Here is a 14549-nt window from a genome sequence, read left to right as displayed (position 1 = left end):
AAGAACGCCCGCATCCTGGAGACCGTGCTGGAGGACTTCGGCGTGCGCGGCGAGATCGTGAAGGTGCGCCCCGGCCCGGTGGTCACCCGCTACGACCTGGAGCCCGCGCCCGGCACCAAGACCAGCCGGGTAGTCGGCCTCGCCGACGACATCGCCCGCTCGATGAGCGCGGTTTCGGTGCGCGTCGCCGTGGTGCCCGGAGACTCGGTCATCGGCATCGAACTGCCCAATGCAAAGCGCGACACGGTCTATCTGCGCGAGCTGCTGGCCGCCGAGGACTACGAGAAGAACAGCGGCAAGCTGCCGCTGGTGCTGGGCAAGGACATCGGCGGCACGCCCACCATGGTGGACCTCGCACGCATGCCCCATCTGCTGGTCGCCGGCACCACCGGCTCCGGCAAGTCGGTGGCGATCAACGCCATGATCCTGTCGCTGCTCTACCGCATGGGGCCGGAGCGCTGCAAACTGATCATGGTCGACCCCAAGATGCTGGAGCTGTCGGTCTACGACGGCATTCCCCACCTGCTGGCGCCGGTGGTCACCGAGCCCAAGAAGGCGGTGGTCGCGATGAAGTGGGCGGTGCGCGAGATGGAGGAGCGTTACCGCGCGATGTCGCGCATGGGCGTGCGCAATGTCGAGGGCTACAACGCCCGCGTCCAGGAGGCCCAGCGCAAGGGCGAGGTGCTGACCCGCAAGGTGCAGACCGGCTTCGACCCGGAGACCGGCCAGCCGATCTTCGAAGAACAGCCCTTCGATCTCGACCCGCTGCCGCTGATCGTGATCATCGTCGACGAGTTGGCCGACCTGATGCTGGTGGCCGGCAAGGACGTGGAGGCGGCGATCCAGCGCCTGGCCCAGATGGCCCGTGCCGCCGGCATCCACCTGATCGTCGCCACCCAGCGCCCCTCGGTGGATGTCATCACCGGTACCATCAAGGCCAACTTCCCGACCCGCATCTCCTTCCACGTCACATCGAAGATCGACAGCCGCACCATTCTGGGTGAGCAGGGTGCCGAGCAGCTGCTCGGCCAGGGCGACATGCTCTACATGGCCCAGGGCGGGCGGATCGCGCGCGTGCACGGGCCCCTGGTCACCGACCAGGAAGTCGAAGACGTGGTAGCCTTCTTGAAACGCCAGGGGGAGCCTTCCTACATCGAAGCCATAACCGAGGATGTCGAGGGCGACGCCGAGGGCGGTGCCATGGGCATGGGCGAGAGCAGCGGCGACGACCTCTACGACCGTGCCGTGGCCCTGGTGCTGCAGCACCGCAAGGCCTCGACCTCTTTCGTGCAGCGCCACCTGCAGATCGGCTACAACCGGGCGGCGCGGATCATCGAACGGATGGAGAGCGAAGGATTGATTTCCGCAGCCAACCACGTCGGCAAACGCGAGGTGATCCCACCGGGCGGAGGCGATGTATGACGGTGAGGCTTCCGATGACGCGCCGGCTCCTGGCCCGCAGAAAGCTGCTGACCGCCGGCCTTAAGGGTGCCTTTGGCGCCACTGCGGCCGGCCTGATCGGGACCGGCCTGATCGGGACCGGCCTGATCGGGACCGGCCTGGTCGGGTCCGGCCTGGTCGGGTCCGGTCTAGTCGGCGGCGTGCCGGCGGCGCAGGCCCAGGGTGCGGTGCAGAGTGGCGCCCTTGAACCCCTGGAGGCGTTGTCGCCGGATCAGGTCGCGGCGCTGACCCGCGTCGAGCGCTATCTGAACGACATCAACACGATGCAGGCGCGCTTCGTGCAGATCTCTGACAACGGCGGTTACGCCCAGGGCGACCTCTACGTCGACCGGCCGGGCCACATGCGCTTCGACTACGACGCGCCGACGCCGGTGCTGCTGATCGCCAACGGCCTGACCCTGCTCTACTACGACAAGGAACTGAAAGAGGCGACCTTCCTGCCGCTCTGGGAGACGCCGCTGTGGTTCCTGATCCGCGAAGAGGTTCGCTTCGATGACAATGTCGAGATCGTCGGCATCGAAGAGGCGCTGGGTACCCTGCGGGTCTCCCTGCGCGACCCGGACACGCCCGACGGCGGCGTGGTCACCCTGGTCTTCTCCGACCGTCCCTTGACCCTGCGCAAGTGGGAGCTGATCGATCCCCAGGGCATCGAGACCCAGGTGTCGCTGGTCAATCCGGTCTATGGCGAGGCGATCGACGACGACCTCTTCAAGTATCACGACCTGGAAGTGCACAACCGCCGCCGGCCCGAGCGCTGAACGCGAAGGAGCAGCGCCGGCGGCACTGCTCCATTCTGCGGGCACAGCGGCGCCCCGCGCGCGGTGGCGCGGAGCACTGCGCTCATCATCACCAGTTAAAGAAGAGACGGTTGTTGGTCTCGTCGGACTCGGCGTGTTTCTTCGTCTGGTCGGCGATCACACGGATCCGGGTTCCCTTCGGAACATCCTCGCAGTAGCGGATCGTGTGGGACGAGACGGCGCCGGGGGCCAGGGCCGGAACCATGAAGTAGGTGCCGCAGCCGACGTTGTTGTCATGCGTGGCAAGGCCTTGGGACTTGCCGACCGCTGCGGTGCCGGTGTTCTTGATCTGCAGGAAGATGCGCCCCTGGCCGTTCGAGTAGTCCGGGCCGCGCACGGCCTTGATGACCACCAGGTCCGGCAGGCTCGCGGGGGCTTTCAACTGCAGTTCCGGCGCCGGCGGCTTCGGCGTGCTCGGCTGAAGACGGGACTGCGCAAGAGCGGCATCCATGGAGGCGAGAGCAAGGGCGCCCAGAAGCGCCGAGGTAACAATACGCATAGCAAGTAATCCTTAGTTTGGTTATTGGGCGGTGATTCTCGGTAATGGGCTTGCGTCGAGAGCACCGCGAAAACGGTTCAAAAAAATTCTGCTGTTGCGTGTGGATACCGGGAAGGCATGGCCGGACGGGGGGCCGGACGGGAGGGCGCTCGCGGGCCGCTCCGGCGGCAACCGGACAGGCGCCAGCGCTTAGGGGGAGTCCCGGCGGGTCGGCGCGATCGGCGCGCCCTGGCTGTGCAGGGGATGGATCAGCAGCGACAGGATGGGCTCTTCCGGCCGCCCTTCCACACCGATGGGCATGTCGGGGTCGCGCTGCTTGGCGCTGCGGGTGCCGAACAGCCGATCCCAGAAACTGAAGAGGGTGCCGTAGTTGGAGTCGGTGTCGCGGCGCTTGGCGTGATGGTGCACCCAGTGGATCGAAGGCGTGATGATGAGGCGCGAGAGCAGCGCCTCGAAGGCCGCCGGCAGGCGCAGATTGGAATGATGGAAGATGGCGCAGAGCAGCACCAGCGCTTCGAAGACCAGCACCGAGGTGAAGGGGAAGCCGAGCAACAGGATTACGCCGGCGCGCGCCAGGGCCGACAGCAGCACCTCGCCGAAGTGAAACCGCAGCGCCGAGGTGGTGTCGAGAAAGCGGTCGAGGTGATGGACCTCGTGGAAGCGCCAGAGGAAGGGGATCTCGTGGTTGGCCCGGTGCCACCAGTAGATCAGGACGTCGAGCAGCAGGATGTCGAGGGCAAGCCCCGGCAGGCCCTGCCACCACTCCGGACGCCAGGCCCAGGCGTGGCTGGCGGCCCAGAAGGTGACCGGCAGCACGATCAGCGGTGAGAGCCCCAGGTTCACCGCCCAGAGGCCCAGGTTGCGGCCCAGGCGCCTGGCGCCGCCGGACGGGCCGGCGACCGCAGCAGGCGGGCGGGCAGCGGGCAGCAGACGCTCCGCAGCGAAGAACAGCAGGATCCACAGGCCGACGGCGGCCGTCTTCCAGCCCAGCAGGGCCTCCAGTTCGGCGATCATGACGCTGATATGGCAGGACCGCGGAGACCCGGCAAGTCACGGCCCTGCGAGGTCCGCCCGGCCTCTTTCCGCTGCGCCCGTAGGGGCCCGGTTCTGGTGGCCGTCCCAGCAGCGGTCCTTGTCAGGGCGGCGGCCAGGGCGTACCTATGATCCATGGACAGCGGGACAACCAAACCCTTTGCGCCCCCCTTCGCACCCCTGGTGGCGGTGCCGGCCTGTGTGCGGGCGGTGGACGGCCAGCCGTTCCATCAGGTGGGCGACAAGTACGTGCGCGCACTGGCGCTCTGCGCCGGGGCGACGCCCCTGATGCTGCCGTCGCTGGGCGAAGACCTGCCCGATCTGGCGGGCCTGGTACGGCGTCTGGACGGGGTGATGCTGACCGGCAGCCCCTCCAACGTGCATCCCGATCATTACGGCAAGATCGCCACGCCGGAGGCCGAGCCCTATGACCTGGAGCGCGACGCGACCAGCCTGGACTTCATCCGCCTGGCACTGGCCGAGGGACTGCCCCTGCTGGCCATCTGCCGCGGCTTTCAGGAGCTGAACGTCGCCCTCGGCGGCAGCCTCCACGCCCGGGTGCACGAGCTTGAGGGCCGCATGGACCACCGCCGTCCGCAGCACCCGGAGCTGGACGTGCAGTACGGCCCCAAACACCCGGTGCGCCTGCGCGCAGGCGGACCCTTTGCCGCGCTGGCCGGCGCCGAGAGCCTGATGGTGAACTCGCTGCACTGGCAGGCCCTGGACCGGGTTGCGGACGATCTGGTTGAAGAGGCCTGGGCCGAAGACGGCACCGTGGAGGCTGTTTCGGTCGCCGGCGCACGGGCCTTCGCCCTGGGTGTGCAGTGGCATCCGGAGTACAAGGCCTGGGAAAACCCTTTCTCGCAAAGCCTGTTCGAGGCCTTCGGCGCCGCCGCCGCACGACGCGCCGCAGAGCGGAACAACGCTCAAGACCACAGTCTCTCTGCGGTCTCTTGACCGGATTTCCGGCATCAAACCTTTGAAATAAAAGAGTTCTTGGCGCCAAGCGATGCCTGCGCAAAATCGTACCGCGCACGCAGATGTGAGATTGTAATGGCGTCGAATGATCCTAAATTAAGTGTTAACAGCCGGTGCCGCAAAGGCGTGCCGGCAATGAGCGGAAGGATGCATTCCCCTGCCTTCCTTTCGCTTCTCCGCGGAGAGAATGGAACGCCCGGATCCCCCCCGACCGGGCGTTCCTGCTTTTCGGCTCCCGGATCTGGCCGGCCGGCTGTGCAGCCACAGGCTTGCACCTCCTCTGATCTGGCGCAGCCTGCGCCGTTCGTTGCGCAGGCGGTTCCATCGCCCCGCGCCTTGCATTAGCCTGCAGCCCGCAGTCCGCGCTTTTATTGCGATCCCGGAACGATTGACCTTCGTTGTTCCGTATCCGGAACAACGACACCTCTAGCCCTTTGGAGCGCCCATGCCCCTGCGCATAGCCACCTGGAACGTGAACTCGCTGCGCCAGCGCCTGGACCATCTGGCGCGCTTCGCCGAGGCCCACAGCCCCGACGTGATCTGCCTGCAGGAAATCAAGATGCCGACGGAGATCTTCCCGACGGAGGCCCTGGCGGCCATGGGCTATCCGCACTGTCTGGTGCATGGACAGAAGGGCTATAACGGGGTCGCCATCGTGTCCCGCCGCCGCTTCACGAAACCCGCCAAGCAGGTCTGGTGCGGGCGGGACGACTGCCGGCATGTCGCCGTGACGGTCGGCGGCGTCGAACTCCACAACTTCTATGTGCCGGCCGGCGGTGACGTTCCGGACCCGGAACAGAATGACAAGTTTGCCCACAAGCTCCAGTTCCTGACCGAGATGGCGCGTTGGGCGAAAAAAGAGAAGTTGGCCGAGCGCAAGGCGGTGCTCGTGGGCGACCTCAACGTCGCGCCGTTGGAAAACGATGTGTGGAATCACAAGCGCTTACGCCGCAGCGTCGGCCATACGCCGGTGGAGAGCGAGCACATGGCGAAGCTCTGGAAGGCCGGCGGGCTGATCGACGTGCCACGCCACTTTATTCCGGAACCGGAACAGCTCTTCACCTGGTGGGGCTACCGCTTCCCCCAGGCCTTCGCGAAGAACTACGGCTGGCGGCTGGACCATATCCTCACCACGGAGCCTTTGCGCAAGCGCCTGAAAACACTGACAATCGCCCGCGAGACCCGGACCTGGGAGAAGCCCTCGGACCATGTACCGGTCGTTTTGGACCTGAAATGATCCTGCAGCGCCGACACGGGTGTGGGCGACAAGCCCTGTGACGGCCTATTCCTTGCGGAACAGGTAGTAGCGGCCCGGACGCACGCCTTCCGGCAGGGCGATGATCTCGGCCTGCGGCCAGACCACGTCCTGGTCCGAGGCCACGACCCCGCCGCTGGCCAGCAGCAGAGGCAGTTGCCGGGCGACGAAAGCGGAGAGCCGGGCATCATGGTCCGGACGGCCACTGCCGAGGTCGGCATGGATCAGGGCGACCCGGCCGTGAAAGCGCTCGACCGCACCCTCCAGCGTCGCCTCCAGCGGGCCCTCGAAGAGATGGTCCGCATCGGGAATGCAGTCCCGATGGGCGGCCACCTTCCGCTCGAAGACGAAGATTTCGCGGCCTGGACAGCGCGTGCGCAGGTGGTCGTAGGTCCGTCCGTTGCCCAGCCCCAGCTCGAAGACCGGGCCGGGCAGCGCCCCGACCAGGTCGACTGCCGCGTCGATGCAGGCCCGCTGGGCCTCCAGCCGGCGGATAAAGCTGTCGAGACGGCTCACGAGGAGGCAGGTCCGCGGGGTGCCGGTCCGCGGGGTGTCGGTCCGCAGGGTGTCCGGGCGGACAGAGCAGCGATGGGCACGCCGGCCGCCGCCTGGCCTTGCCTCTGCAAAGCGGGGATGCGGGATCCGGGCTCGGTCCTCATCCAGCCGCCCGGGCAACGCGAAGCTGCGTTGTCGTCTGCTCAAGGCGGTGGGCCAGCACGCGCATCACCTCCACACCCATCTCCGGAAAGTCCATGATCATGCGAAAGAAGAGATCCTTCGTGATCTTTAAGGTGGTGAGTTGAGAGGCCGCTTCAACAGAGGCGGTCCGCGGAATATCACAAAGAATGGCGATTTCGCCGATAATCTCGTTCTCGGCCAATTGGGCCACCCGCAGCGGGCCGTCATCCCCCTCGACCAGGATGTCCGCCTTGCCGTCCAGAACGATGTAGGCCGCATCGCCCATTTCGCCCTGATTGAACAGCCGCTGGCCCGGTTTGAAGGTCAGGCGTTCGCTGGCAAAGGCCATGAGTTTCAGCTTTGCCGGATCGATCTCTGAAAAGATCGGTATCCGACGCAGGATCTCGACTTCTTGATCAATGCTCATCGCCCGCTTCCTTGTTCCTCTCTTATCGGGCGCGCCCGCGCCGGGGCGCACCCTTTATTGGCCCGTCGCCTATTCTGCGGCGACCAGCGTTTTGAATGTCGTTCCCTTCTCCTGCAGGTCCTGATAACTGCCCTGCTCGACCAGACGACCGTTGCCCATCACCAGAATCATTTCGAAGCGGCTGGCCAGTTCCGGACGCTGCAGCGTCCAGATGACGCCGCGCCCCTTGCGCCGTTCGAGGATGCTCTCGATCAGGCGCACCTGGCTCGAACGGTCGAGCACCGAGGCGGCCTCGTTGACGATCAGGAGGTCCGGGTTCTTGAGCAGCGCCCGGCCGATCGCCAGCTTCTGGCGCTGACCGGCGGAAAGTCGGCCGCCGCCGATGCCGACGTTGTAGTCCAAGCCCACCTCGATCACCGTCTTGCGCAGACCGAGGTCGTCGAGCACTTCCAGAAGGGTGCGGCCGATGGTCTCTTCCGCCTGGGCCTGACCGTACGCCAGCCGCCCGAACAGGATGTTGTCCTGCAGCGAGGCTGCAGCGTTGTAGGCATCGGCACGGTAGAACTCGACGGCATCGGGGCAGTCCCGCTCCAGGCGTTCGGCCAGGCGCCGGCGCGCGTCGATCAGACGCTCCGCCATGCTCTCGTCGACCAGCCCCAGGCGGTGGCGGGCCTCGACATACTTGAACGGCAGACCCAGCAGGAGCTGGCGCGCAGCTTTGTCGAGCGCCTCGACCCCCAGGTTGTCGACGCGGGTGACGATGGTGCGGAACTCCGGCAGGTCATCGTCGCTGATGAAGCTGAACTGCTCGAAGAAGGGATGGCCCGGCGGCAGGTCGGCAAAGATCTCCACCATGGTCTTGGCAATGGTCACGCCCATGGTGACGAAGTTGTCGGTGAGCCCGGCCTCACGCAGGATGACCCGCACCGTTTCGTTGCTGGCCAGCTCTTCAGATACAAAGTCGTGGCGCCGGGGCGTGCCGAACAGCAGATTCTCGGCGACGCTGGCATTGAAGTTGTAGGCATCGGCCTCAAAGCGAATGACGAGGTCTTCGTTGCCGCTGGTCGCCAGCCGCTCGATGATCGCGGCACGGGCCATCAGGATGCCGTCGGCCACATCCGGCTTGCTGACGGGGTCGATTGTGCCCGTGAGGCCGAAGCGATAGGCGTCGTCGACGAGGTCCACGGTGGACAGCACATCGAGCATGCGCTCGGTGATGTCCGCCTCCCCCTCCGCACCGGCGGCGTGATAGTCGATCCAGTCGTCATGGATATCCAGATCCGGATTGCCGGACCTGCGGCTTTCGGCTTTGTCGAAGGCGGAGGTGGAATGCTCCGGGTCGGCGGAGATCACCGGCCGGTGCTTGAGGCCATAGAGCAGGTTGTTCCGCAGCGAGCCGGTGAAGTGATAGGCGTTCTGGCCGACGTAGGAGATGCGCCGGCCGGTCACGGCGGCCGGCAGAGCATCGACGTCATGGCCGCCGATGCGCAACGACCCGGAGCTCGGCTCCAGCAGCCCGGCGAGCAGGAGGCTCAACTGCTCCATCCCGCTGCCGCTCTGACCCACAACGGCAATGTGCTGGGTCGACTCCGCGGTGAAGCTGACCGACCGCAGCAGCGGGATGTCGTTCTCGTCCAGGAGGGAGAGAGCGGAAGCGACCAGAGGGCCTTCCAGCGGCGCACCCGGATCGTTCTCGACGGCCTGGCGCTGGGGATCGATCAGCGCCGGCGGCTGGAACTGCTCGATCACCTGCTCGTACTTGATCTGCACGTCCAGGCGTTGCTGGTCCCAGTTGATCAGTTCCTTGATGGGCGCCGGCAGATCCTTGTAGGCGGCAATGACGGCGACAAGGGCGCCGATGTCCAGATGGCCGGTGATCGCCAGCAGACCGCCGCCGAGATAGAACATGAAGGGCGTGATCTGGGCCAGCAGGTTGTTCAGGAACTTGACGAAGAACTTTCGCTGATAGATCTCGTAACGGATCTTGAAGATGCGGCCCAAGCGCGCCGTAAGGTCCGCACGCTCGTAGTTGGTGGTGTCGTTGGCGTGGATCTCGACCGCGCCGTCGATCAACTCGCCGATGCGCCCGGCCAGCATGCGCGCCGTGAGTTGCCGTTCGCGCCCCAGCACCAGAATACGTCGGCGCAGCCGCGGGATCAGAAAGGCCTGGAACAGCACCACGGCAGCGGCGACCAGGCCCAGCCAGATCGACTGCACCATGATGAAGGCGAGCGCGGTCAGCGCCTGTCCGCCGAGGAAGATCGGCGTCGCGAAGGCATCGCCGATGAAGCCGCCCAGCGGTTCCACCTCGTCCTTGATCATCGTCGCCATCTCGGACGGCTTGACCCGGCGGATCTGCGGCAGCGGGAAACGCAGGATGCGGTCGCTCAGTTCATAGCGCAGACGCCGCAGCAGGCGTTCGCCCAAGCGGCCCTTGCGGGTGTTGATGACGAACTTGAAGAGGCCGTTGACGATGACCAGGCTGAGGAAGACCAGACTAAGGGCGGTCAGCATGTCCGCCTGGGCGAGGGACAGGCCGTCGAACAGCAGCACCGGCTCCCCGAACAGGCTCTCGCCGAAAGGCATATGCAGCCGGAAGAACGGCTGCGTGGCGCCGGGGCCGTCGAAGCCCTGGCCCTGGATACCCTGGTTGACGATCTGCTTGGGCAGGTTCAGGGAGAAGTAGTAGAAGGGCAGGGATACGATAACCAGAAGCAGAATGAAGAGCTGCTCGGGCCGGCTGTGGTGCCAGACGTATTTGAAGATGTTTGGTTCCATACCCATCACGGACCCGGGCTAACCGCTTGATCCGGCGGCCAGCTTCGGCTTTTCTCCCGTCTTTTCCGCTTGGCAACTTAGCCCATGGTCCGCAGCGGGTAAACGCCTGGCCCAGGGGTGCGGCGGCAAACCCGGATCACGGCTTTGTGGGCTTCCGCCGCCGAGGATTGAGTGGGGTTCCGGGTCGGCGGGGCCTATGTCATAGTCCCGCCGGCGCCCGGCGCATCGTCTAGGGAAGAGGGAGGAGGCCGCGTGAAGGATAGCCGCAAGGGCAAGCGTGTCCTCATCTACAGCCACGACAGCTTCGGCCTGGGCCACCTGCGCCGCTGCCGTGAGATCGCCCATACCCTGGCGGAGGCCCATAAGGCGCTCTCGGTGCTGATCCTCTCCGGGTCTCCCATCATCGGATCCTTCGATTTCCGCGCCCGGGTCGATTTCGTGCGGGTTCCCGGCGTGATCAAGCTGCGCAACGGCGACTACACCTCCCTGGCGCTGCACATCGACATCGAGCAGACCATGGAGATGCGCGCCTCCATCATCGAGCACACCGCCAAGGCCTTCGACCCGCACCTCTTCATCGTCGACAAGGAACCGCTCGGCCTGCGTGGCGAGGTGGAGGGCACCCTCGCCATGCTGCATCAGCGGGGCACGCCCTGTGTTCTGGGCCTTCGCGACGTCATGGACGAGCCCGGGCTGCTGGCACCGGAGTGGGAGCGTAAACAGGTGGCCCCGGCGCTGGCGCGCTACTACGACGACATCTGGGTCTATGGCCTGCCCCAGGTCTGCGACCCGCTGGAGGGCATCGACCTGCCGGATTCCGTCCGCAAGAAGATGACCTACACGGGCTACCTGCGCCGCAGCATGCCGGAGGCGGGCGCCCAGGTGACCCTGGAGAAGATTGGCGAGCCCTATATCCTGGTGACGGCCGGCGGCGGCGGCGACGGCGAGGCGATTATCGACTGGGTGCTGCGCGCCTACGAGGGCGATGCGGAAATGCCCTATCCTGCCCTGCTGGTTCTCGGGCCCTTCATGAACAGCGAGGTCCAGGCGGATCTGCAGGCGCGGGCGGCGAAGCTGCCCAACGTCGAAGCCATCACCTTCGAAGCGCGGATCGAGAACCTGGTCGACCGCGCGATCGGCATGGTCTGCATGGGCGGCTACAACACCTTCTGCGAAGTCCTGTCCTTCGATAAGCGTGCGCTGGTGGTGCCGCGCACGGAACCGCGCATGGAACAGCACATCCGCGCGTCCCGGGCGCAGGATCTGGGGCTGATCCGCATGCTGCGCGACGACGGCGTGCGCGACGCCAGGCTCATGGCGACGGCGCTGCGCAACCTGCCGCAGCAGAGCCGCCCGTCGGAGGTCGTGATCCCGGGCCTGCTGGACGGCGCCGGGAACGTCGTGCGCCTGGCCGACCATTGGCTTGAGCAAGGCGGCAGCGGTTTGAGCCTGGCCGAAGCAACGCAGGGGCAGGCGTGACGGAACCCGCAGTCCGGCGCCCGGCGGCGGCGACGCCCCCTGCAGACGCCCTCCCGGACGGACCAGCAGCGCAGAGCACGGCAGACAGCAGCCCTGGCCGGCCCCAGGGGCAGGTCCCGAGCCCTGTCCTGGGGGTCGTGCTGAAGGGCTATCCGCGCCTTTCGGAGACCTTCATCGCCCAGGAACTTCTGGCCCTGCAGCAGCGTGGCTTCCGGCTGCGTCTGATCTCCCTGCGCCATCCGACGGACCGCAAGCGTCACCCCATACATGACGAGATCACGGCGCCGGTCTGCTATCTGCCGGAATACCTCTACCAGGAAGCGCTGCGCGTGCTGGCCGGCTGGCGGCGCGCCCGGCGCCTGCCCGGCTACCGTGCGGCGTGGCGTGCCTTCCTGAAGGACCTGCGGCGCGATCTGACGCCCAACCGGGCGCGTCGCTTCGGCCAGGCCTGCGTGCTCGCCGCGGAGCTGCCGGCGGAGGTGGAAAGGCTCTATGCCCACTTCCTGCACACGCCGGCCTCGGTGGCGCGCTACACCAGCCTGATGCGGGGCCTGCCCTGGAGCGTGTCGGCCCATGCGAAGGACATCTGGACGATCCCGGACTGGGAGAAACGCGAGAAGCTGGCAGAGGCGGACTGGCTGGTCACCTGCACGGCCTACGGCGCCCGGCACCTGCGCGACCTGGCGCCGGAGCCCGGGCGCGTGACGCTGCTGTACCACGGGCTCGACCTCACCCGCTTCGCCGCGCCCCAGGACAGCGGCCAAGAAGCCGCCGCCCCGCCGCGCGACGGCAGCGCGCCCGAGCGCCGCGTCCGCCTGCTTTCGGTCGGGCGGCTGGTCGAGAAGAAGGGCTATGACGACCTGCTGCCGGCGCTCGCAGACCTGCCGGAGGATCTGCACTGGGACCTCACCCATGTCGGCGGCGGCCCGCTGGCCGAAAAGCTGAAGGAACAGGCCGCATCCCTGGGCCTGGGCGCACGGATCACCTGGCGCGGCCCCCTGGCGCAGGAGGAGATTCTGGCCCTCTACCGCCAGAACGACCTCTTCGTCCTTGCCAGCCGTATCGCCAGGAGCGGTGACCGCGACGGGCTGCCCAACGTTCTCATGGAGGCGCAAAGCCAGGGTCTGGCCTGTCTTGCCACCGCCGTCGCCGCCATTCCGGAACTGATCGAGGACGGCGTCAGCGGCACCCTGGTGCCACCCGGGGACCCGGCCAGCCTCGCCGGAGCCTTGGCCGCGCTGATCGCCGACCCGGAACAGCGCGCGCGCCTCGGCAAGGCCGGCCAGGCCCGGGTTCGCGGCGAATTTGATATGAAGCGCGGAATCGATACGCTAGACAGTTTGTTCAGGGCCGGCGGGGCGAATACCCTTGCCGGATCGCTATAGGATTTGTGTATTCAGCGTTATGCGTATTGCCTTTTATGCTCCACTGAAGCCCCCGACACATGTGAATCCGTCCGGTGACCGGCTGATGGCGCGGCTGCTGATGCAGGCGCTCGAACAGGCCGGCCACGATGTAACACTGGCCAGCCGCTTTCGCAGCCGCGAGGCCGTCGGGGACCCGGAGCGCCAGGCACGCCTGCAGAAAGTGGGGAGCGGCCTGGCGAAGCGGCTGATCCGCCGCTACAAGGCGCTGCCGGCGCGCCAGCGCCCGCAGCTCTGGTTCACCTATCACCTCTACTACAAGGCGCCGGACTGGATCGGCCCGGCAGTGGCCGCGGCATTGAAGATCCCCTACGTGGTCGCCGAAGCCTCGGTCGCCCACAAGCGGGCCAGCGGCCCCTGGGCGCCCAGCCACCGTGCGGTCCTGCAGGCCCTGGAGCAGGCTGCCGCGGTGGTCACCTTCAACCCGCTGGACGCCAAGCTGATCCCCGATCAGGACAAGGTGCGGCCGCTGAAGGCCTTCCTCGACACCGCGCCCTACGACGCCGTGCGCCCGCTGCGGGGCGAGTACCGCCAGGCCCTGGCCAAGGAGCAGCACCTGAACCCGGAGCTGCCCTGGCTGCTGGCCGCGGCCATGACGCGGCCGGGCGACAAGCTGGCGTCCTACCAGCTCCTGGCTCAGGCGCTGCGCGCCATCCCCGACATGCCCTGGCAGCTCGTGATCGCCGGCGACGGTGCCGCCTATGAGGAGGTGCGCCAGGCCTTCGCCTGGGCCCAGCCGGAACGGGTGCGCTTTCTCGGGCGGGTCCAGCCGGAGGTCATGCCGGCGCTCTATGCGGCCTGCGACCTGCTGGTCTGGCCGGCTGTGAACGAGGCCTTCGGCATGGCTCTGCTGGAGGCCCAGGCCGCCGGCCTGCCGGTGGTTGCCGGGCGCAACCCGGGGGTGGAGACGCTGGTCGAGGAGGGCGTGACCGGCTACCTCTGCGATCCCGGGCTGGCGACCTTTGCCGCCAGTGTCCGCGAAATCCTGACCCAGACCGCCAGCCGCAGCGCCATGGGCGAGACAGCCCCGAAGGTGGTCGCCGAGAACCACAGCCTGCTGGCCGCGGCCCGTCGGCTGAATGCGATCCTGGAAGAAGCGAGCCGCCGGTGACGGCGCTGCTGCTGCTCCGCCACGGCCCGACCGCCTGGAACGAAGAAGGGCGCCTGCAGGGCCGCAGCGATCAACCGCTCTCCGCCGCGGGACGGAACGCCGTGGCGCAGTGGCGCCTGCCCGCCGAAGCGGCTGCGGCGGCCTGGATCTGCAGTCCCCTGAAGCGAGCCCGCGAAACTGCGGAAATCCTGCGCCGCCGCCTGCCGGCAGGCGGCCCGCGACCGACCGCCCTGGCCCAGGACGCGCGGCTGATCGAGGCCGACTGGGGCGCGTGGGAGGGGCAGCGCCTGGACGACCTCCGCGCCGCCGGCGGCTCGGCGATGGCGGCCAACGAAGCCCGGGGGTTGGACTTTCGCCCGCCGAACGGCGAGAGTCCCAGGGCCGTGCAGAAAAGGGTCCTGCCGTGGCTGCGCGAACAGGCGGGCGAGGACCGCGATGTGGTTGCGGTGACGCACAAAGGTGTGATCAGGGCCATCTATGCCCTTGCCAGCGGATGGGATATGCGTGACAGGCCGCCCGTGAAGCTGAAACCCGCGCGCGCGCACCGCTTTGCACTGGCCGCGGACGGCCGGCCCTCGGTTGCGGCCCTGAACATCGCCCTCGACGGCGCTTAACCTCCTCACCCAAGGT

General features: G+C 67.2%; 13 protein-coding genes. 8 read left to right on the top strand and 5 right to left on the bottom strand.

Translation table 11 applies throughout. The features are described from left to right. Together Q0982_RS11465 and Q0982_RS11460 are read left to right on the top strand one after the other, a co-directional pair. On the top strand, window positions 1–1422 hold a 1422-nt coding region (locus Q0982_RS11465; RefSeq protein ID WP_299395517.1), incomplete at its 5' end, for a DNA translocase FtsK. Between the two features lie 14 nt (window positions 1423–1436). Continuing rightward, on the top strand, window positions 1437–2219 hold the full coding sequence (locus tag Q0982_RS11460) for an outer membrane lipoprotein carrier protein LolA (protein WP_299395515.1): 783 nt from the start codon (window positions 1437–1439) through the stop codon (window positions 2217–2219). 88 nt (window positions 2220–2307) lie between these two features. Here Q0982_RS11460 and Q0982_RS11455 read toward each other — a convergent pair whose 3' ends face one another. Beyond that, window positions 2308–2757: a CARDB domain-containing protein gene (locus Q0982_RS11455; RefSeq protein WP_299395513.1), complete on the bottom strand. Its 450-nt coding sequence runs from the start codon at window positions 2755–2757 to the stop codon at window positions 2308–2310. A 189-nt stretch (window positions 2758–2946) separates the two neighbouring features. Further along, complete coding sequence (locus Q0982_RS11450) at window positions 2947–3771, bottom strand: sterol desaturase family protein (RefSeq protein ID WP_299395511.1); 825 nt, start codon at window positions 3769–3771, stop codon at window positions 2947–2949. 153 nt (window positions 3772–3924) lie between these two features. On the opposite strand from Q0982_RS11450, the gene Q0982_RS11445 reads away from it, so the two are divergent. Then, complete coding sequence (locus tag Q0982_RS11445; RefSeq protein WP_299395510.1) at window positions 3925–4746, top strand: gamma-glutamyl-gamma-aminobutyrate hydrolase family protein; 822 nt, start codon at window positions 3925–3927, stop codon at window positions 4744–4746. A gap of 466 nt (window positions 4747–5212) precedes the next feature. After that, window positions 5213–6004 carry an exodeoxyribonuclease III gene (xth, locus tag Q0982_RS11440; protein ID WP_299395508.1) on the top strand — a complete coding sequence of 264 codons (792 nt, stop codon included), beginning with the start codon at window positions 5213–5215 and terminating at the stop codon, window positions 6002–6004. Between the two features lie 45 nt (window positions 6005–6049). On the opposite strand, the gene Q0982_RS11435 is transcribed toward xth, so the two are convergent. The 3 genes from Q0982_RS11435 to Q0982_RS11425 form a co-directional block, all read right to left on the bottom strand. Further along, complete coding sequence (locus Q0982_RS11435) at window positions 6050–6538, bottom strand: class I SAM-dependent methyltransferase (protein WP_299395507.1); 489 nt, start codon at window positions 6536–6538, stop codon at window positions 6050–6052. A 139-nt stretch (window positions 6539–6677) separates the two neighbouring features. Beyond that, window positions 6678–7127: a cyclic nucleotide-binding domain-containing protein gene (locus Q0982_RS11430; RefSeq protein WP_299395506.1), complete on the bottom strand. Its 450-nt coding sequence runs from the start codon at window positions 7125–7127 to the stop codon at window positions 6678–6680. Window positions 7128–7196: 69 nt separating this feature from the next. Further along, window positions 7197–9911: an ATP-binding cassette domain-containing protein gene (locus Q0982_RS11425; protein WP_299395504.1), complete on the bottom strand. Its 2715-nt coding sequence runs from the start codon at window positions 9909–9911 to the stop codon at window positions 7197–7199. A 246-nt stretch (window positions 9912–10157) separates the two neighbouring features. On the opposite strand from Q0982_RS11425, the gene Q0982_RS11420 reads away from it, so the two are divergent. The 4 genes from Q0982_RS11420 to Q0982_RS11405 all read left to right on the top strand — a co-directional run bounded on the left by Q0982_RS11420 (window position 10158) and on the right by Q0982_RS11405 (window position 14533). Then, window positions 10158–11384: a glycosyltransferase family protein gene (locus Q0982_RS11420; protein ID WP_299395503.1), complete on the top strand. Its 1227-nt coding sequence runs from the start codon at window positions 10158–10160 to the stop codon at window positions 11382–11384. Then, window positions 11381–12769 carry a glycosyltransferase gene (locus Q0982_RS11415; protein ID WP_322097009.1) on the top strand — a complete coding sequence of 463 codons (1389 nt, stop codon included), beginning with the start codon at window positions 11381–11383 and terminating at the stop codon, window positions 12767–12769. The genes Q0982_RS11420 and Q0982_RS11415 overlap by 4 nt, the downstream gene beginning before the upstream one ends. A 61-nt stretch (window positions 12770–12830) precedes the next feature. Next, window positions 12831–13919, top strand: coding sequence for a glycosyltransferase family 4 protein (locus Q0982_RS11410; protein WP_299395501.1), 1089 nt, complete (start codon window positions 12831–12833; stop codon window positions 13917–13919). Then, window positions 13916–14533: a histidine phosphatase family protein gene (locus Q0982_RS11405; RefSeq protein ID WP_299395500.1), complete on the top strand. Its 618-nt coding sequence runs from the start codon at window positions 13916–13918 to the stop codon at window positions 14531–14533. Before Q0982_RS11410 ends, Q0982_RS11405 begins: the two co-directional genes overlap by 4 nt. Window positions 14534–14549 lie beyond the last annotated feature (16 nt).

The sequence above is a fragment of the Pelagibius sp. genome, from assembly GCF_028281305.1.
In the GTDB taxonomy this organism is placed as follows: Bacteria; Pseudomonadota; Alphaproteobacteria; order Kiloniellales; family Kiloniellaceae; genus Pelagibius.
Note: the sequence above shows the minus strand (reverse complement) of the source record. Positions and strands in the feature narration are given on the sequence as shown.

Bases quoted from the DNA above. Each gene is read 5' to 3' on its own strand.
- Q0982_RS11460 (WP_299395515.1), top strand. From the start codon at position 1,437: ATGACGCGCCGGCTCCTGGCCCGCAGAAAGCTGCTGACCGCCGGCCTT.
- Q0982_RS11455 (WP_299395513.1), bottom strand. From the start codon at position 2,757: ATGCGTATTGTTACCTCGGCGCTTCTGGGCGCCCTTGCTCTCGCCTCC.
- Q0982_RS11450 (WP_299395511.1), bottom strand. From the start codon at position 3,771: ATGATCGCCGAACTGGAGGCCCTGCTGGGCTGGAAGACGGCCGCCGTC.
- Q0982_RS11445 (WP_299395510.1), top strand. From the start codon at position 3,925: ATGGACAGCGGGACAACCAAACCCTTTGCGCCCCCCTTCGCACCCCTG.
- xth (WP_299395508.1), top strand. From the start codon at position 5,213: ATGCCCCTGCGCATAGCCACCTGGAACGTGAACTCGCTGCGCCAGCGC.
- Q0982_RS11430 (WP_299395506.1), bottom strand. From the start codon at position 7,127: ATGAGCATTGATCAAGAAGTCGAGATCCTGCGTCGGATACCGATCTTT.
- Q0982_RS11425 (WP_299395504.1), bottom strand. From the start codon at position 9,911: ATGGGTATGGAACCAAACATCTTCAAATACGTCTGGCACCACAGCCGG.